Consider the following 15943-nt stretch of genomic DNA (forward strand, 5'->3'; position numbering starts at 1 on the left):
GCGCGGTGCGGCGCCGGCCTCAGGGCCGCGCGGCGCGAAGTTAAGGCGATCGCCGGATGCCGCGCCCCCACCTCAGAGCGCAGGCTCGAAGTCGACCGAGCAGGAGGAGTCGACATGTTGATCTCGGAGAGCACCTTCCCGCACCTCCGCGCCGCGGAGGAGGCGCGACTCGCGCACGAGCTCGAGCGGCGCCGGGTCGCGGCCGAACGGCTCGCCGAGCCGGCGAGCACCGAGCCGCGTCGCCGCCGGGTGCGGCGGGCGCGCCGCGCCGCGGCCGCCGGCCGCGGGTGGGCGACGGCCTGAGCCGGGCACGAACGGCCGTGCCCGGGCGCTTCAGCCGAGCAGCTCCTGCACCCGGTTCGACGTGGGCATGCGCAGCCCGTCGAGCGCGATCGCGATGACGTCGTCGGCGAGCTTGTCGGCGTCTTCGCGGCCGCCCGGCCGGTACCACTCGACGATCGAGTTGACCATGCCGAAGACGAGTCGTGCGACGACGCTCGCGTCGAGGTCGCTGCGCAGCGTGCCCTCGGCCTGGGCCTCCTCGACGAGGGCCGTGATCGCGCGGTCGAACGCGCGCCGTCTGGCGAGCGCGCGGCGCTCGACCTCGGTGTTGCCGCGCACGCGCAGCAGCAGCGTGACGGTCGGCAGCTTCGCGACGAGCACGTGCACCGCGCCCCGCAGCACGAGGTCGAGGCGATCGGCCGCGCGGCCGCCCGTGGCATCCGCCTCGCCGAGCACCCCTTCGAGCGCGCTCAGCGCGTCGTCGAGGGCGCGCTCGAGGATCTCGTCCTTCGAGGCGAAGTGGTGGTAGATGGCCGACTTCGAGAGGCCGAGCCGATCGGCGAGCACGCCCATCGAGGTCGCGTCGTAGCCGTACTGGTTGAAGGCGGCGACGGCGACGTCGAGGATGCCCTGCTGGTCGTAGCCCGGGCGGCCCCGCCGGAGTGATCCGTTCTCGCTCATCGCCCCAAGTCTCTCACTCGCCGGCCGCCGCACCCGGCTGCGCCGCTGCGGCGCGCGGCGGCCGCCCTCACTGGCCTCGCAGGTCGTAGACCCGCTTGTACTTGCCCTCGCTGCGCGGCAGCGCGCCCGGCTCCTCGAGGCGCACCTCGACGGTCGAGCCGATGAGCACCTTGATGCGCTTCGCGAGCACCTCGGTCGCCGCCTCGCACACCTCGCGCGAGAGGTCGGGGTGACGTTCGATGCGCACCGTCATCGCGTCCATGCGGCCCTCGCGGGTGAGCTCGAGGATGAAGTGCGGCGTGAGCTGCTCGATGCCGAGCACGATCTCCTCGATCTGCGTCGGGAAGAGGTTCACTCCGCGCAGGATGATCATGTCGTCGTTGCGGCCCGTGATCTTCTCGATGCGGCGCATCGCGGGGCGTGCGGTGCCCGGCAGGAGGCGCGTGAGGTCGCGGGTGCGGTACCGGATGACCGGGAACGCCTCCTTCGTCAGGGAGGTGAAGACGAGCTCGCCCATCTCGCCGTCGGCGAGCACGGCGCCCGAGTCGCCGTCGATGACCTCGGGCAGGAAGTGGTCCTCCCAGATGTGGGGGCCGTCCTTCGTCTCGATGCACTCGTTGCCGACACCCGGGCCCATGACCTCGCTGAGGCCGTAGATGTCGAGCGCGTCGATGCCGAGGCGCTGCTCGAGCTCGTGGCGCATCTCGTTCGTCCACGGCTCGGCGCCGAGGACCGCGGTCTTGAGCGAGGTCGAGCGGGGGTCGATGCCCGCCGCGACCATGGCGTCGGCGATCGTGAGCAGGTAGCTCGGCGTGCAGAGGATCGCGTCGGGCTCGAAGTCGACGATGAGCTGCACCTGGCGGGCCGTCTGGCCGCCCGACATCGGGATCACCGTCGCGCCGAGCTTCTCGATGCCCGCGTGGGCGCCGAGCCCGCCGGTGAACAGGCCGTAGCCGTAGGCGTTGTGCACCTTCATGCCGGGGCGCACGCCGCTCGCGCGGAGCGAGCGCGCGATGAGCGTCGCCCAGCGGTCGAGGTCGCCCTTCGTGTAGCCGACGACGGTCGGGCGCCCGGTGGTGCCGCTCGAGGCGTGGATGCGCGCGACCTCGGCCATCGGCACGGCGAACATGCCGAAGGGGTAGGTCTGCCGCAGGTCCTCCTTGGTGGTGAAGGGCAGCTTCGCGACGTCGGCGAGGGTCTGGATGTCACGGGGGTGCACGCCCGCCGCGTCGAACTTCGCCGTGTAGAGGGGCACGTTCGCGTAGGCGTGCGCGACGGTCTGCTGCAGCCGCTCGAGCTGCAGCGCCTCGAGTTCGGCGCGGGTCATCCGCTCCTCGGGGTCGAGCTCGTCGGGGCGCGGGGGCACGAGGCCCGAGACGGTGGGGGAGGTGGTCGTCGTCGACACGTGGGACTCCGTGCTGGTCAGAGGGTGCGGTTGGTGGAGATGGAACGGCCGCGGAACTCGGCGACCGCGTCGCCGTGCTCGTCGACGACCGAGACGTCGTACAGTCCGGTGCGGCCCGACCGGGTGCGGCGGACGGCGGTCGCGGTGAGGGTCTGCCCCGCGACGGTGGACTTCAGGAACGTGATGTCGGCGCCTGCGGCGACGGTGACGGTCTCGTCCTCGTTGCAGGCGATCGCGAAGGCGGTGTCGGCGAGGGTGAAGACCAGGCCGCCGTGGGTGATGCCGAAGCCGTTGGTCATGTCGTCGCGCACGCGCATCGAGACGACGGCGTGGCCGGGGTCGTCGTGTTCGACGACCATGCCGAGCGCCGCGGAGGCGAGGTCGCGCTGCATCATCGCGCGGTTCGGGGCGGTCGCGGCTTCCGTCATGTTCGACTCCTCATCGAGTTCGGGCGCCGTTGCTGCGACGCTGACGATGACTATATACTAACTGAACGATCGGTTAGTAATGTTGGATGCCACGAGGCGCCGTCATTCGCGAAGCGCCCCGATCCTCACCGAGACACAGGAGTCGATGATGACCGCAGCCACCGTGCTCAGCCCGGTCGCCGATCAGGCGCCCGACGACGAGGGCCAGGCGCTCTTCGACGAGCTCATCGCGAAGGACTCGCGCATCGAGCCCCGCGACTGGATGCCCGAGGCCTACCGCAAGACGCTCATCCGCCAGATCAGCCAGCACGCGCACTCCGAGATCATCGGCATGCAGCCCGAGTCGAACTGGATCACGCGCGCGCCGAGCCTCAAGCGCAAGGCCATCCTCATGGCCAAGGTGCAGGACGAGGCGGGCCACGGGCTCTACCTCTACTCGGCCGCGCAGACCCTCGGCATCGGACGCGACGAGATGATGGAGCAGCTCATCGAGGGCAAGGCGCGCTACTCGTCGATCTTCAACTACACGACTCCCACCTGGGCCGACATGGGCGCGATCGGGTGGCTCGTCGACGGCGCCGCGATCTGCAACCAGGTGCCCCTCTGCCGCGCCTCGTACGGCCCGTACGGTCGCGCGATGGTGCGCATCTGCAAGGAGGAGTCCTTCCACCAGCGGCAGGGCTTCGAGATCCTGCTCGAGCTCATGCAGGGCACGCCCGAGCAGCGGCAGATGGCGCAGGACTCGGTGAACCGCTGGTACTGGCCCGCCCTGCAGATGTTCGGCCCGCCCGACGACCAGTCGCCGAACTCGGCGCAGTCGATGGCGTGGAACATCAAGCGCTTCTCGAACGACGAGCTGCGCCAGCGCTTCGTCGGCATGCTCGTGCCGCAGGCCGAGGTGCTCGGCGTCACCCTGCCCGATCCGAACCTGCGCTTCAACGAGGAGACCGGCGAGTACGACATGAGCGAGATCGACTGGACCGAGTTCAACGAGGTGCTCGCCGGCCGCGGCCCCGCCAACGCCGAGCGCCTGCGCCGCCGTCGCGAGGCCCACGAAGAAGGTGCGTGGGTGCGCGAAGCGGCTGCGGAGTACGCCCGCAAGCAGGCCGAACGAGTGAAGGCGGTGGCATGATGTCGACCCCCGGTGAGATGGGAACCGAGCCCTGGCCCCTGTGGGAGGTCTTCGTGCGCGCCAACCGTGGCCTCAGCCACGTCCACGTCGGCTCGCTGCACGCGCCCGACGCCGACATGGCCGTGCGCAACGCGCGCGACCTCTACACGCGCCGCAACGAGGGCGTCTCGATCTGGGTCGTGCCGGCCGACGCCGTCACGACGAGCGACCCCGACGCGAAGGGCGCCTTCTTCGAGAGCCCGGCCGGCAAGAACTACCGGCACGCGGTGTACTACACGAAGAGCGAAGGGGTGAAGCACCTGTGAGCGGCGACGACTTCGACCCCCACGGTGACGTCCACGGCGACGTCTCGGTCGACCGGGTCGCGCTCGCCGAGGAGCTCGCCGGCTCGGAGGAGGGCGCCGGTCGCGTCGCCTCCGAGGATGCCGCGGAGTACGCCCTGCGCCTCGGCGACGACGCGCTCGTGCTCGCCCAGCAGCTCGGCATGTGGATCACCCGTGCGCCCGAGCTCGAGGAGGACGTCGCCCTCGGCAACATCGGCCTCGACCTCATCGGGCACGCCCGCTCGCTGCTGCACTACGCCGGCAGCGCGACCGGCCGCAGCGAAGACGACCTGGCCTACTGGCGCGACGAGCCCGAGTGGCGCAACGCGTGGCTCTTCGAACAGCCGAACGGCGACTTCGCGTGCACGATCGCGCGTCAGCTCGTGGCATCCCTCTACCTCTACGAGCTCTACCGCGCGCTCGCCGGGTCGACCGACCCGACCCTCGCGGCGATCGCCGCGAAGTCGGTGAAGGAGGTCGACTACCACCGCGACCACGCGACCCAGTGGGTGCTGCGACTCGCGGGCGGCACCGAGGAGTCGCGCCGCCGCATGATCCGCGGCGTCGAGGTCACCTGGCCGTACGCCGACGAGCTGTTCGCCGACGACGAGCTCACCGAGCGCCTTGCCGCCGACGGCGTCGCGGTGCTGCCGTCGACGCTGCGACCGGCGTTCGAGTCGGCCGTCGACGAGGTGTTCGCCGAGGCCGGGCTCGAACGGCCCTCGGGCCGCACCGCCTACACCGCCTCGGGCGGCGGACGACGGGGCATGCACACCGAGCACCTCGGGCCGCTCCTCGCCGAGATGCAGGTGCTCGCCCGCCAGCACCCGGGGGCGTCGTGGTGACCGCGATGCGGACCGGTGGTCGAGGTGCGAGCGCCGGCGAGCGTACCGAGACCCGCACCGCCTGGCAGGTCGCGGCGACCGTGACCGACCCCGAGATCCCCGTGCTCACGATCGAGGACCTCGGCGTGCTGCGCACGGTCGAGGTCGCCGACGACGGCGCCGTGCACGTGGAGCTCACCCCCACCTACAGCGGATGCCCCGCGATGGACGCCATGCGCGACGACGTCGTGCTCGCGCTCACGCACGCGGGCTACGACGAGGTGCGGGTCGACCTCGTGCTCGCGCCCGCCTGGACCACCGACTGGATGACCGAGGCGGGCAAGCAGAAGCTGCGCCGCTACGGCATCCAGGCACCGACCGGCCTCGCCGCCGCGCGGGGCTCGGGCCCCGTGCGCGTGCAGCTCGCGGTGAAGTGCCCCCGCTGCGACTCGCTCGACACCCGCGAGATCGCCCGTTTCGGCTCGACCTCGTGCAAGGCCCTCTACGAGTGCCGCACCTGCCTCGAGCCCTTCGACTACTTCAAGGTGATCTGATGGCGGCGAGAAACCTGGGCTCGACCGAGACGGCGGCCGAGGCCTTCCTCAACGCGACCGTCGGCGGCGAGCACGTGACGAAGCGCCGTCGTGCGCGATTCCACTCGCTCGAGGTCGCCGAGGTGCGGCCGCTCACGAGCGACGCCGTCGAGGTGACCTTCACCGTGCCGGCCGAGCTCGCCGACGAGTACAGCTACCTGCCCGGCCAGTACGTCGCCCTCCGCAAGGAGCTCGACGGGCACGAGCGCCGGCGCAGCTACTCGATCTGCCGCCCGCCCCACGTCGCCGACGACGGCACCGGCCGCATCTCGGTCGGCATCAAGCGCGACCTCGGCGGCATCTTCTCGAGCTGGGCGAACAGCGAGCTGCAGGCGGGCGACACCCTCGACGTGATGAGCCCCCAGGGCACCTTCACCTCGACGCTCGACGCGCTCGACGGCAAGCACGTCGTCGCGATCGCGGCGGGCTCGGGCATCACCCCGCTCATGGCGCTCGCCGAGACGGTGCTGGCCCGCTCCGAGACCTCCGAGTTCGAGCTCGTCTACACGAACCGCTCGACGCTCGACGTGATGTTCCTCGAGGAGCTCGCCGAGCTGAAGGACCGCTACCCCTCGCGGCTCGCGCTCCACCACGTGCTCTCGCGCGAGCAGCGCACCGCGCCGATCCTCTCCGGCCGCATCGACGCCGAGAAGCTCGACACCATGCTCGACGTGCTGATCCGGCCCGAGACGGTCGACGAGTGGTTCCTCTGCGGGCCGTTCGAGCTCGTGCAGCTCGCCCGCGACACCCTCGAGGCGCGGGGCGTGCCCGCCGCGCACGTGCGCTACGAGCTGTTCACCACCGACGCCGACCGGGTCGAGCCGCGCCACGGTCGCCCGGTCGAGGTGAAGCAGGGCGAAGACACGGTGGCGATCGAGTTCACGCTCGACGGGCAGTCGTCGACCGTCGAGAGCCCGGTCTCGGCGAACGAGTCGATCCTCAACGCCGCGCTGCGGGTGCGGCCCGACGTGCCGTTCGCGTGCGCCGGCGGCGTCTGCGGCACTTGCCGTGCGCGGGTCGTCGAGGGCAGTGTGAACATGACCGAGAACTACGCCCTCGAACCCGACGAGCTCGAGCGCGGCTACGTGCTCACGTGCCAGTCGCACCCGAAGTCGGAGCGCGTGGTCGTCGACTACGACGTCTGAGCCGACGACGTCTGAGCAGGAGGAACCCGTACATGATCGAACTCACCGTGGCCGACGGCGTCGCCGAGGTCGTGCTGAACGCGCCCGAGAAGCTCAACTCGCTCGACGAGACGGCGCTCGGCGAGCTCTCGGCGGCCTACGCCGAGGCCGAGCGCCTGGCCCAGTCGGGCGAGGTCAGGGCGCTCGTGCTGCGCGGCGAGGGCCGCGCGTTCTGCGCGGGCCGCGACATCTCGGGCGTCGATCCCCGCGAGGACGACGTGCAGGGCTACCTCGGCGGCATCGTCGAGCCGCTGCTGCAGCGCATGGCCGCCATCCCGGTGCCGACGTTCGCCGTCGCGCACGGCGCCTGCCTCGGCGTCGGACTCGGCCTGCTCATCGCGAGCGACATCGTTTACGTCGCCGACACCGCGAAGATCGGCTCGCCGTTCGCGAACCTCGGCGCGACCCTCGACTCGGGCGGCCATGCCCTCTTCGTCGAGCGGCTCGGCGCGCACCGCACGATGGACCTCATCGTCAGCGGCCGGCTCATGACGGGGGCCGAGGCCGTCGCCGCGGGCCTCTTCTCCCAGGCGTTCCCCGCCGATGAGGTGCTGGAGGCCACCCGCGCAGCGGCCGCCCGCGCGGCGCAGGGCGCCACGCAGGCGTTCGTCGCCTCGAAGCGGCTCGTCGCATCGCTCCGCGACGAACGGCTCGGGCTCTGGGCCTCGATGGCCGAGGAGAACCGCGCGCAGGCCGCGCTCTGCGACACCGCCGACTACCGCGAGGGCTTCGCCGCCTTCCAGGAGAAGCGCACGCCCGCGTTCACCGGGCGGGGCTGAGGTTCTCCCCCGGCAATCCGGAGACGCGAGTCGCCGAGAGATTCGACGACGACGTCGTCGGCGTGCAGTGAACCGGGGGACGCAGTGGTGCTCGGATACCAGGTCTCGCCGGAGTCCGGAGGAGCACTCGAGATTCGCGAGAGCGGCATCGCCACCGAGAATGAACTCTGGAAGAACCTCACCGCCGGTCCGATCGGCGGAGCCTGGTAATGAGCGCCCCCGCACCTCATGACCGAATCGAACCCGGGTGGAGAACCGACGCATGACCGAACCGCTGGATACGGACGTGCGGCCGGCGGGCCCGCCGCAGGATCCGATCGTGAACGGGGTGCTCACGACGGCGCTCCTCATCGTCATGCTCCTCGTCTGCGGGCTCGCTCTGGTGGCCGGCCTGCTCATCGGCCTCGATGCGATGGGGTGCACGACCGAAGGCTGCACGATCGTCAAGCGCGTCGGCGCGGGCATCACGGTGCTCGTCGTCGTGAGCGCAGCGGTCACGGGGCTGATCGTCACGATCGTGCGGCTCGTGCAACGTCGGCGGAGCCTGCGACCGGCCGGCCTCGCGATGGCGGTGATGGTCGGCGCGGTGATCGTCGGTGCGCTCATCGGTGCGTTCGGGAGCGCGATCACGCGCTGAGCGCACCGCGTTCCGAAACGCCGGCCGCGCCGCCGGAGTCCGCCGGGCAGGGCTGAGTTGAGTCGACAGGGACCCGCGCTCAGCCGCCTCGGCCGAGTGCTTCGAGCAGCGGGATGCAGAACCAGATGCCGACCATGACGACGATCGGCAGGAACGCGATCAGCGGGATCCGCTGCTTGAGCCGTCGCCCCTGCGGCGCGACGCCGCGGGGGATCGCGGGAAGCGGGCCGACGGGGAGCGGGTCGGCGGCGCTCGTGGTACCGGGACCCTCGGCCGAGGACGGGCGCTCGGCACCGGCTCGGCTCGGCTCGGCGAGGCGCTCGTCGCGCCACCGCTCCCATCGCTCGAGCTTCGCGTTCAGGGCGTCGACCGTCGTGAACACCCACTCCCACATCGCGGGGTCGGCGCTCGAGAACGATCGCCCGCCGCCCGCGTAGACGTACAGGCGGTCGTCGACGATCTCGACGTCGAGGTCTCCGCCGGCGTCGACGAAGCGCTCCATCAGATCGGGCGTGAAGAGGTACAGCGCGTCGGTCTCGTAGCCCTCGGGGCAGTACAGGGTGAAGTGCCGGTCGAAGTCGCCCTCGAGCGAGAGACGCTGCGCGGTCGCGAGGGCGACGGGCAGATTCGAGCCGAGCAGTCTCGAGTCGTTGCCGACGCCGTCGAGCACGATGTGCGGCAGCTCGCGATCGAGCGTGAACGCGAGGTACGACCACTGGAACGTCTCATGCGTCTTCGTCGTCTTCTTCACGTACTGGTAGTTCGCGATCTCGACCGGCCGGGGGTCCGACAGGCGCACGATCTCGCTGGCGACGCGGTCGGTGCCGAGGCCGAAGATCATTCCAGGGGCCTCGGGCTCGACGAGGCGCGGCACGAACTCGAGCCCGTTGGCGGCGGCGAAGCGAGCGACCCGGAATCGGGCTTCGCCCCGGAGGCGGGACGACGCCACGGCGTACCAGGCGACGCCCGCGATGATCGTCACGGCGCCGGCGAGCGCCAGTGGGAACACGAGGTCGCCGGGGATGCCGGTGCCCATCCAGGCCTCGAGCGCGCCGTCGACGAGCATCACCACGCCGGCGAGGGGCAGCGCGACGATGACGGCGGCGAAGCCGCCGAGGAGGAGGCCGAAGACGGCACCGTACCAGGGGACGCCGGCGCCGCTCCGACGGAAGCCGCTGCGGACCTCGTACTCCCGCACCGACGCGCGGTCGACCCGATCGAGCAGCGGGGCGGCGTCGAACCGCGCGGTCGTCGTCGGCTGGGCCTGGCTCATCCGCAGATCGTACCTGCGCGAGAGGGCATCGCCCGCATTCAGCGCTCCGCCGGGTGCTCGTCGTGCTCGGCGATGTCGCGGCCGAGGTCGTCCTCGATGAGGAGATCGCGGCGGACGTGGTCGGTGCGGTAGGCCGAACGGCCGAGCATGTGCGCCGTCATCGGCTGCGTGAGCAGCTGGAACGTCATGATCACGATCACGGTGCTGATGACGCCCCACGTGGGTGCGCGCAGTGCGATCGCGAGCAGCACCGTCGCGAGGCCCAGCACCTGCGGCTTCGTCGCGGCGTGCAGCCGGGTCAGCACGTCGGGGAAGCGCACGATGCCGATGCCCGCCGCCATCGACAGGAACGCGCTCACCAGGATGAGCAGTCCGACGGCGATCTCGGCGGCGTTCACGAGGCATCCTGCTTCGCCATGAAGCGTGCGATCGAGATCGAGCCGACGACCGCGAACATCGCGAGCACGAGCAGCACGACGAGCGTGTCGGTGTGCCGGTTGATCGCCATCTCGGCACCGAGCGCGCACATCGCGATCGCGAGCAGCACGTCGGTCGCGAGGGCCCGGTCGAGGATCGACGGCCCCTTGATGATGCGGACGACCGCGGCGATCGCGCCGATGCCGAACATGAGGCCGGCGATGATCGAGACGAGGGTGAGGAAGGTCACGGCGTGCCTCCGTTCCGGCCGGACGGCCCCTGGTGCATGTCGGAGTGGCTCGTCGTGCGCTCGCCCGCACGCCGGGCGCGACGCTCGGCGCGCACCACCTCGGCCTGCTCGTGCGTGCCGATCGCGAGCACGATGCGCTCCTCGGTGCCGAGCACCTGGCGGTGCGTGCGGTCGATGTCGGCCTGGGTGCGGGTGCCGAGCGCATGCAGGTAGAGCAGGCCGCGCTCGCGGTCGATGTCGACGACGACGGTGCCGGGCACGACCGAGATCGCCTCGGCGGTGAGCGTCGTCACGAGGTCGGAGCGGGTGTGCAGCTGTACGACGATGATCGAGTTCATCGGCTTCCACCACGGCCAGATCGAGTACGCCGCCACCTGCAGCGAGGCGAACATGACGTCGACCATCATCCGCAGTCCGAGGAGCAGGCCGCGCCAGGGGTTGAACCGGCCGCTGAGCAGCACCGGCGGCAGGTAGAGGGCACGGGTCACCGCGATCGCGAGCAGCACCCCGGTGACGAGGCTGAGCGCGTCGATGTGATCCCAGAGGAGGAGCCACAGCACGAGCAGCGCGACGAGCAGCGGCAACTGCCGCCAGACCGAGCGCCAGCGCGAGACCGGTTCGTTCGTGTGGGTCATCGCACCCCCTCGGGGAAGACGATCGAGACGTACGCCGACGGGTCGCTGAGCCCTTCGGCCGCGCGCCCCGCGAGGTCGAACAGCGGGCCGGCGAAGACGGTGAGGCAGACCGTGATCGCGACGAGGGAGGCGGTCGCGACGACCATGAGCACGGGCGTCGTGCGGGTCGCCGTGACGGTCGCCCCCTCGGGCGCCTCGAGCACCGAGCCGAGCAGCACCGACTCGTAGCCCTCGAGCTCGTCGCGGCCGCGCCAGAACGCCATGTTCCAGAAGCGGGTGAGCGCGTACAGCGTGATGAGCGAGGTCGCCGCGCCCGCCGCGATGACGACCCAGATGAGCCAGTCGGGCCCCGACGGGCTGCCCTCCGCGGTGCCCTGCGCGCCCGCGAGGAAGAGGCCGGCCTTGCCGAGGAACCCCGAGAAGGGCGGGATGCCGCCGAGGTTCATCGCGGGGATGAAGAAGAGCACCGCGAGCAGCGGCGAGGCCTTGAGCAGGCCCGCGAGGCGGGTGATCGACGTCGCGCCGCCGAAGCGCTCGATGAGCCCCGTCGTGAGGAACAGCGCCGTCTGCACCGTGATGTGGTGCACCACGTAGTAGATCGTGGCCGTCAGCCCGATCACGCTCGAGAGCCCGATGCCGAACACCATGTAGCCGATGTGGCTCACGAGGGTGAACGAGAGCAGTCGCTTGATGTCGGCCTGCGTGAGCGCGCCGAGGATGCCGATGAGCATGGTCAGCCCGCCGATCACGAGCAGCAGCGTCGACACGTCGCTCTCGACGAAGAGCACCGTCTCGGTGCGGATGATCGCGTAGACGCCGACCTTCGTGAGCAGGCCCGCGAACACCGCCGTCACCGGGGCGGGCGCCGTCGGGTACGAGTCGGGCAGCCAGAACGACAGCGGGAACACGGCCGCCTTGATGCCGAAGGCCATGAGCAGCAGCAGGTGCAGGATGAGCTGCACGTCCTGCGGCAGCTCGGCGAGGCGCACCGAGAGCTGGGCGATGTTCGCGGTGCCGGTCGCACCGTAGATGAGCGCGATCGCCGAGAGGAAGAACAGCGACGACACGAGGCTCGTGATGATGTACGTGACGCCAGAGCGGATGCGCTCGCCCGTTCCGCCGAGGGTGAGCAGCACGTAGCTCGCCGCGAGCAGGATCTCGAAACCGACGTACAGGTTGAACAGGTCGCCCGCGATGAAGGCGTTGAACACGCCCGCCGACAGGATCAGGTAGCTCGGGTGGAAGATCGACACCGGCGTCTCGCGGTGCTGGTCGGCGATGCCCTGGCCGACCGAGTAGACGAGCACGACGAGCAGCATGATCGCCGAGATGACGAGCATGATCGCCGACAGGCGGTCGACGACGAGGGTGATGCCCCAGGGGGCGTCCCACGCGCCGAGGTAGACGACGGCGGGCCCGGTCGTGTCGACCGCGACGAGCAGCACGGCCGCGATGACCGTGACCGCGGCGAGCACGGAGACGCCGACGGCCATCTGCGCGCGCCGGTGCCGGCCGAGGATGAGCGCGGTCGCGGCGCCGAGCATCGGCAGGAGCACGACGAGGGGCACGAGCACGGCGGTCATCGGCGGGCCTCCTCGTCGTCGGCGTCACGGGTGGATGCCTCGCGCTCGAGCTCGTCGTCGATCCCGTCGAACTCCTCGTCGCTCGCCTCGATGAGCGACTGGATCGCCTCGTCGTCGGCGGCGGAGGAGCGGATGAGGTCGGCCGTCTCCTCGGCGTCCTCTGCGAGCTCGGCCTCGTCGTCGACGAGGTCGCCCTTCGCCCCGAGCTTCGCCAGCCACCAGGAGCGGTAGATCAGGGCGAGCATGAACGCGGTGATGCCGAGGTTGATGACGATGGCGGTGAGCACGAACGCCTGGGGGAGCGGGTCGGAGATCTCGTCGGCGTCGACGCCCTCGCCGAGGATCGGCGCGAGGCCGGGCGTGCCGCTCATGAGGTAGATGAGGATGTTCACCGCATTGCCGACGAGCAGGAACCCGATGAGCACGCGCGTGAGGCTGCGCTCGAGCATCACCGAGATGCCGGCGCCGAAGAGCACCGCCATGAGGACGACGAGAGTGAGCGATGCGGTCATGCCGGGGCCCCCTCGCGGTCGGCGGCAGTCGGGTCGGATGCCTCGGGGTCGCCCTCGACCTCTTCTTGATGCCGATCGACCTCGGCGCCGAGCGAGCGGAGGATGTCGAGCACGAGCCCGACCACCACGAGGTAGACGCCGATGTCGAAGAGCGTCGAGGTGCCGATCGAGAGGTGCCCGAGGACGGGCACGTCGGCCTCGAACCAGGTCGACTCGAACGCGGTGAGGCCGAAGAGCAGCGAGGAGGCGGCGGTGCCCGCCGCGAGCAGGAGGCCGGTGCCGAGCAGGCGACCGGCATCGACCGGCGCGGCCTCGCCGAGCTCGTACCGTCCGCCCGCGAGGTAGCGGGCGACCAGTGCGAGCCCCGCGAGCAGGCCGCCGGCGAATCCGCCGCCCGGGGCGTTGTGGCCGACGAAGAGCAGGTACACCGAGACGATGATCGCCGGGTGGAAGAGCAGCCGCACGAGCACCTCGATGAGGATCGAACGGTTGCGCGGCGAGAGCGTGCGACCCGCGAGCAGCCAGGTCTGGCGGTTCTCGTGGGCCTCGGCGGCGGCGTCGGTCTCGTCGTCGACCTCGGCCAGGCGCGGCTTCGCCGCGCGGATGCTCGAGGCCGGCTCGAGCACCGGCTGCAGCCGGTTGCGGCGGTCGGGCTGCTCGTCGAGGCGCGGCGCCCCGCCCGTGCGGCCCGAGACGAAGATGAGGCTCGCCACGCCCGTCGCGACGGCGACGAGCACGGAGATCTCACCGAGCGTGTCCCACGCGCGGATGTCGACGAGCATGACGTTCACGATGTTCTTGCCGTGGGCCTCGATGCTCAGCGCCGGAAGGCCCTCGGAGATCGTCGGCTCGATGCGGGCGCTGAGCGCGACGAGGCCGATGACGCCCATCACGAGACCGGCGAGCACGCCGATCACGGCTCGGGTCGCGCGGCCGAGCGCGGTCGGGTGCACGGCGCTCTGCTTCGGCAGGCGTCGCAGCACGAGCACGAAGACGACGATCGTGATGGTCTCGACGAGGGCCTGGGTGAGCGCGAGGTCGGGCGCCCCCGACATGCCGAAGAGCAGCACGAGCCCGTAGCCCGTGACGCCGACGAGCAGCACCGAAGTCACGCGGCGGCGCACGATCGCGGCGGCGATCGCGGCGATCGACATGATGAACGCGATGAACGGCTGGGCGGGGTAGTCCCACAGCCGCACGCCGCCGGGCCAGGAGGCGTTGAGGATCGCCGCGGTGCCGAGCCCGCCGATGAACACGACCATGATGATCGCGAGGTAGCCGGCGAGCCCGCGCACCTGGAACGCGGTGGTCACCCGGGCGGCGAGGCGGTCGACGAACGACACGATGCCGAGGTAGCCGCGCGCCGAGTCGAGCGCGGGCGGCATGGCGGCCTGCATGCGGGCCACCCGTTGCCGGCCCCAGACGAGGAGGGCCGCGAGCGCGAACACCGCGGCCGACAGGGCGAGCGCCGGCTCGAGGCCGTGCCAGAGCGCGAGGTGGTACTCGTGGCCGCCCGGCAGTTCGTCGGCGTAGGCGGCGAGGAGGGGTTCGATGAGCGGCACGGCGAACGCGAAGACGACGGACGCCCCGGCGAGGATCGCGGGCGCGATGCCGATCGCGGGGCTCTCGCGGTGCAGGGGCGTGGGCGGGACCTCCGCCTTGGTGAAGAACGCGCCCCAGACGAAGCGCACCGTGTACGCGACCGTGAGCACCGAGCCGAGGAACGCGGCGACGAGGGCGATCCAGCCCCACGTGTCGCCCGCGAGGGCCGACTCGAGCTCGGCCGTGAAGACCGCCTCCTTCGCCACGAAGCCGAGGAGCGGCGGCAGGCCCGCCATCGAGGCGGCCGCGAGGAAGGCGATCGTGGCGATGACCGGCATGCGGCGGCCGAGGCCGGAGAGCTTGCGCCAGTCGCGCGTTCCGGCCGCGTGGTCGACGATGCCGACGACGAGGAAGAGGGTCGCCTTGAACAGCGCGTGGGCGAGCAGCAGCGCGACGCCCGCGAGTGCGGCGTCACGGGTGCCGAGGCCCGTCACCATGATGAGGAAGCCGAGCTGGCTGACCGTGCCGTAGGCGAGCAGGAGCTTGAGGTCGTACTGGCGCAGTGCGCGCCAGCCGCCGACGAGCATCGTGAGCCCGCCGAGCCCGATGACGATGGGATGCCACACCTCGAGCTCGGCGTAGCCGGGGGCGAGGCGCGCGACGAGGTAGACGCCGGCCTTCACCATCGCCGCGGCGTGCAGGTACGCCGACACCGGGGTGGGCGCCGCCATCGCGGCGGGCAGCCAGAAGTGGAACGGGACGAGGGCGCTCTTCGAGACCGCGCCGAGGAGGACGAGCGCGATCGCCCACTCGCCGGCCGCGCCCGTGACGGGGTTCGCGACGAGCTCGGCGAGGCTCGTCGTGCCGCCCTCGACGGCGAGGATGACGAGGCCGACGAGCATCGCGAGCCCGCCGAAGGTCGTCACCGTGAGGGCCTGCAGTGCCGCACCGCGGCTCTCCTTCCGACCGGTGTAGTGGCCGATGAGGAGGTACGAGAGCACGCTCGTCGCCTCCCAGAAGGTGAACAGCACGAAGACGTCGTCGGCGGTGACGAGGCCGAACATCACCCCGGCGAAGGCGAGCAGGAGCGCGGCGAAGCGCCCCAGTGCGGGTTCGTCGTCGGCGAAGTAGTTCATGCAGTAGAGCAGCACGAGCGCGCCGATGCCGGTCACGATCAGCGCGAGCAGCAGTGCGAGGGCGTCGAGCCGGAAGCTCAGCGCGATGTCGAGCGCCGGGATCCACTCGACGGTCTCGACGACCGGGGTGCCGGCGAGCACACCGGGGAGCCAGGTCAGCAGCAGCACGAACACGGCGGCGGGCAGCAACGCGATGACGGCGAAGACGCGGCGCCCGAGCACGCGGGTCAGCAGCGGCGTCACGAGGGCGAGGGCGCCGAACAGCACGAGGGAGAGAATCATCCACACTCCTCACGCTCGCGCCGAGTCTTCAGTCTACGGGAGGAT

General features: G+C 71.1%; 18 protein-coding genes. 8 read left to right on the forward strand and 10 right to left on the reverse strand.

Translation table 11 applies throughout. The features are described 5' to 3' along the window. Nucleotides 1-114 precede the first annotated feature (114 nt). Entirely contained in the window at nt 115-303 is a 189-nt protein-coding gene (locus ACFVSL_RS17850) for a hypothetical protein (protein WP_386942331.1), read from the forward strand. Nucleotides 304-333: 30 nt separating this feature from the next. Here ACFVSL_RS17850 and ACFVSL_RS17855 read toward each other — a convergent pair whose 3' ends face one another. The 3 genes from ACFVSL_RS17855 to paaI form a co-directional block, all read right to left on the reverse strand. Then, nucleotides 334-963: a TetR/AcrR family transcriptional regulator gene (locus ACFVSL_RS17855; RefSeq protein ID WP_386942332.1), complete on the reverse strand. Its 630-nt coding sequence runs from the start codon at nt 961-963 to the stop codon at nt 334-336. Between the two features lie 67 nt (nt 964-1030). Continuing rightward, on the reverse strand, nt 1031-2290 hold the full coding sequence (paaK, locus tag ACFVSL_RS17860; protein WP_386942466.1) for a phenylacetate--CoA ligase PaaK: 1260 nt from the start codon (nt 2288-2290) through the stop codon (nt 1031-1033). A gap of 95 nt (nt 2291-2385) precedes the next feature. Then, a complete protein-coding gene (gene paaI, locus ACFVSL_RS17865; RefSeq protein ID WP_386942333.1) occupies nt 2386-2796 on the reverse strand; it encodes a hydroxyphenylacetyl-CoA thioesterase PaaI in 411 nt (136 codons plus the stop codon). A 148-nt stretch (nt 2797-2944) separates the two neighbouring features. On the opposite strand from paaI, the gene paaA reads away from it, so the two are divergent. From paaA to ACFVSL_RS17900, 7 genes are all read left to right on the forward strand, one after another. Beyond that, complete coding sequence (gene paaA, locus ACFVSL_RS17870; RefSeq protein ID WP_386942334.1) at nt 2945-3928, forward strand: 1,2-phenylacetyl-CoA epoxidase subunit PaaA; 984 nt, start codon at nt 2945-2947, stop codon at nt 3926-3928. After that, nucleotides 3928-4233, forward strand: a complete 306-nt coding sequence (gene paaB / locus ACFVSL_RS17875) for a 1,2-phenylacetyl-CoA epoxidase subunit PaaB (RefSeq protein ID WP_157422835.1) — start codon at nt 3928-3930, stop codon at nt 4231-4233. The genes paaA and paaB overlap by 1 nt, the downstream gene beginning before the upstream one ends. Beyond that, nucleotides 4230-5096: a 1,2-phenylacetyl-CoA epoxidase subunit PaaC gene (gene paaC / locus ACFVSL_RS17880; RefSeq protein WP_386942335.1), complete on the forward strand. Its 867-nt coding sequence runs from the start codon at nt 4230-4232 to the stop codon at nt 5094-5096. The genes paaB and paaC overlap by 4 nt, the downstream gene beginning before the upstream one ends. 5 nt (nt 5097-5101) lie before the next feature. Next, a complete protein-coding gene (paaD, locus tag ACFVSL_RS17885) occupies nt 5102-5629 on the forward strand; it encodes a 1,2-phenylacetyl-CoA epoxidase subunit PaaD (RefSeq protein ID WP_386942469.1) in 528 nt (175 codons plus the stop codon). Continuing rightward, nucleotides 5629-6813: a 1,2-phenylacetyl-CoA epoxidase subunit PaaE gene (paaE, locus tag ACFVSL_RS17890; protein ID WP_386942336.1), complete on the forward strand. Its 1185-nt coding sequence runs from the start codon at nt 5629-5631 to the stop codon at nt 6811-6813. Before paaD ends, paaE begins: the two co-directional genes overlap by 1 nt. A 32-nt stretch (nt 6814-6845) precedes the next feature. Continuing rightward, complete coding sequence (locus tag ACFVSL_RS17895) at nt 6846-7631, forward strand: enoyl-CoA hydratase/isomerase family protein (protein ID WP_386942337.1); 786 nt, start codon at nt 6846-6848, stop codon at nt 7629-7631. Nucleotides 7632-7893: 262 nt separating this feature from the next. Further along, on the forward strand, nt 7894-8268 hold the full coding sequence (locus ACFVSL_RS17900) for a hypothetical protein (RefSeq protein WP_386942338.1): 375 nt from the start codon (nt 7894-7896) through the stop codon (nt 8266-8268). Between the two features lie 79 nt (nt 8269-8347). Here ACFVSL_RS17900 and ACFVSL_RS17905 read toward each other — a convergent pair whose 3' ends face one another. From ACFVSL_RS17905 to ACFVSL_RS17935, 7 genes are read right to left on the reverse strand one after another with little or no spacing between them, the layout of a single operon-like run. Next, nucleotides 8348-9541 (reverse strand): hypothetical protein, encoded by a 1194-nt coding sequence (locus ACFVSL_RS17905; protein WP_386942339.1) that lies wholly within the window; start codon nt 9539-9541, stop codon nt 8348-8350. A gap of 38 nt (nt 9542-9579) precedes the next feature. Then, a complete protein-coding gene (gene mnhG / locus ACFVSL_RS17910; RefSeq protein WP_386942340.1) occupies nt 9580-9939 on the reverse strand; it encodes a monovalent cation/H(+) antiporter subunit G in 360 nt (119 codons plus the stop codon). Beyond that, nucleotides 9936-10208, reverse strand: coding sequence for a monovalent cation/H+ antiporter complex subunit F (locus tag ACFVSL_RS17915; RefSeq protein WP_386942341.1), 273 nt, complete (start codon nt 10206-10208; stop codon nt 9936-9938). The genes mnhG and ACFVSL_RS17915 overlap by 4 nt, the downstream gene beginning before the upstream one ends. Beyond that, nucleotides 10205-10843, reverse strand: coding sequence for a Na+/H+ antiporter subunit E (locus ACFVSL_RS17920; protein WP_386942342.1), 639 nt, complete (start codon nt 10841-10843; stop codon nt 10205-10207). Before ACFVSL_RS17920 ends, ACFVSL_RS17915 begins: the two co-directional genes overlap by 4 nt. Continuing rightward, nucleotides 10840-12426 (reverse strand): Na+/H+ antiporter subunit D, encoded by a 1587-nt coding sequence (locus tag ACFVSL_RS17925; protein WP_386942343.1) that lies wholly within the window; start codon nt 12424-12426, stop codon nt 10840-10842. Before ACFVSL_RS17925 ends, ACFVSL_RS17920 begins: the two co-directional genes overlap by 4 nt. After that, the gene (locus tag ACFVSL_RS17930) at nt 12423-12938 is read right to left on the reverse strand and encodes a sodium:proton antiporter (RefSeq protein ID WP_386942344.1); all 516 of its coding nucleotides are present in this window, start codon (nt 12936-12938) and stop codon (nt 12423-12425) included. The genes ACFVSL_RS17925 and ACFVSL_RS17930 overlap by 4 nt, the downstream gene beginning before the upstream one ends. After that, a complete protein-coding gene (locus tag ACFVSL_RS17935; protein WP_386942345.1) occupies nt 12935-15898 on the reverse strand; it encodes a Na+/H+ antiporter subunit A in 2964 nt (987 codons plus the stop codon). Before ACFVSL_RS17935 ends, ACFVSL_RS17930 begins: the two co-directional genes overlap by 4 nt. Nucleotides 15899-15943 lie beyond the last annotated feature (45 nt).

The organism is Agromyces sp. NPDC058064, assembly GCF_042885275.1.
Lineage (GTDB): Bacteria > Actinomycetota > Actinomycetes > Actinomycetales > Microbacteriaceae > Agromyces.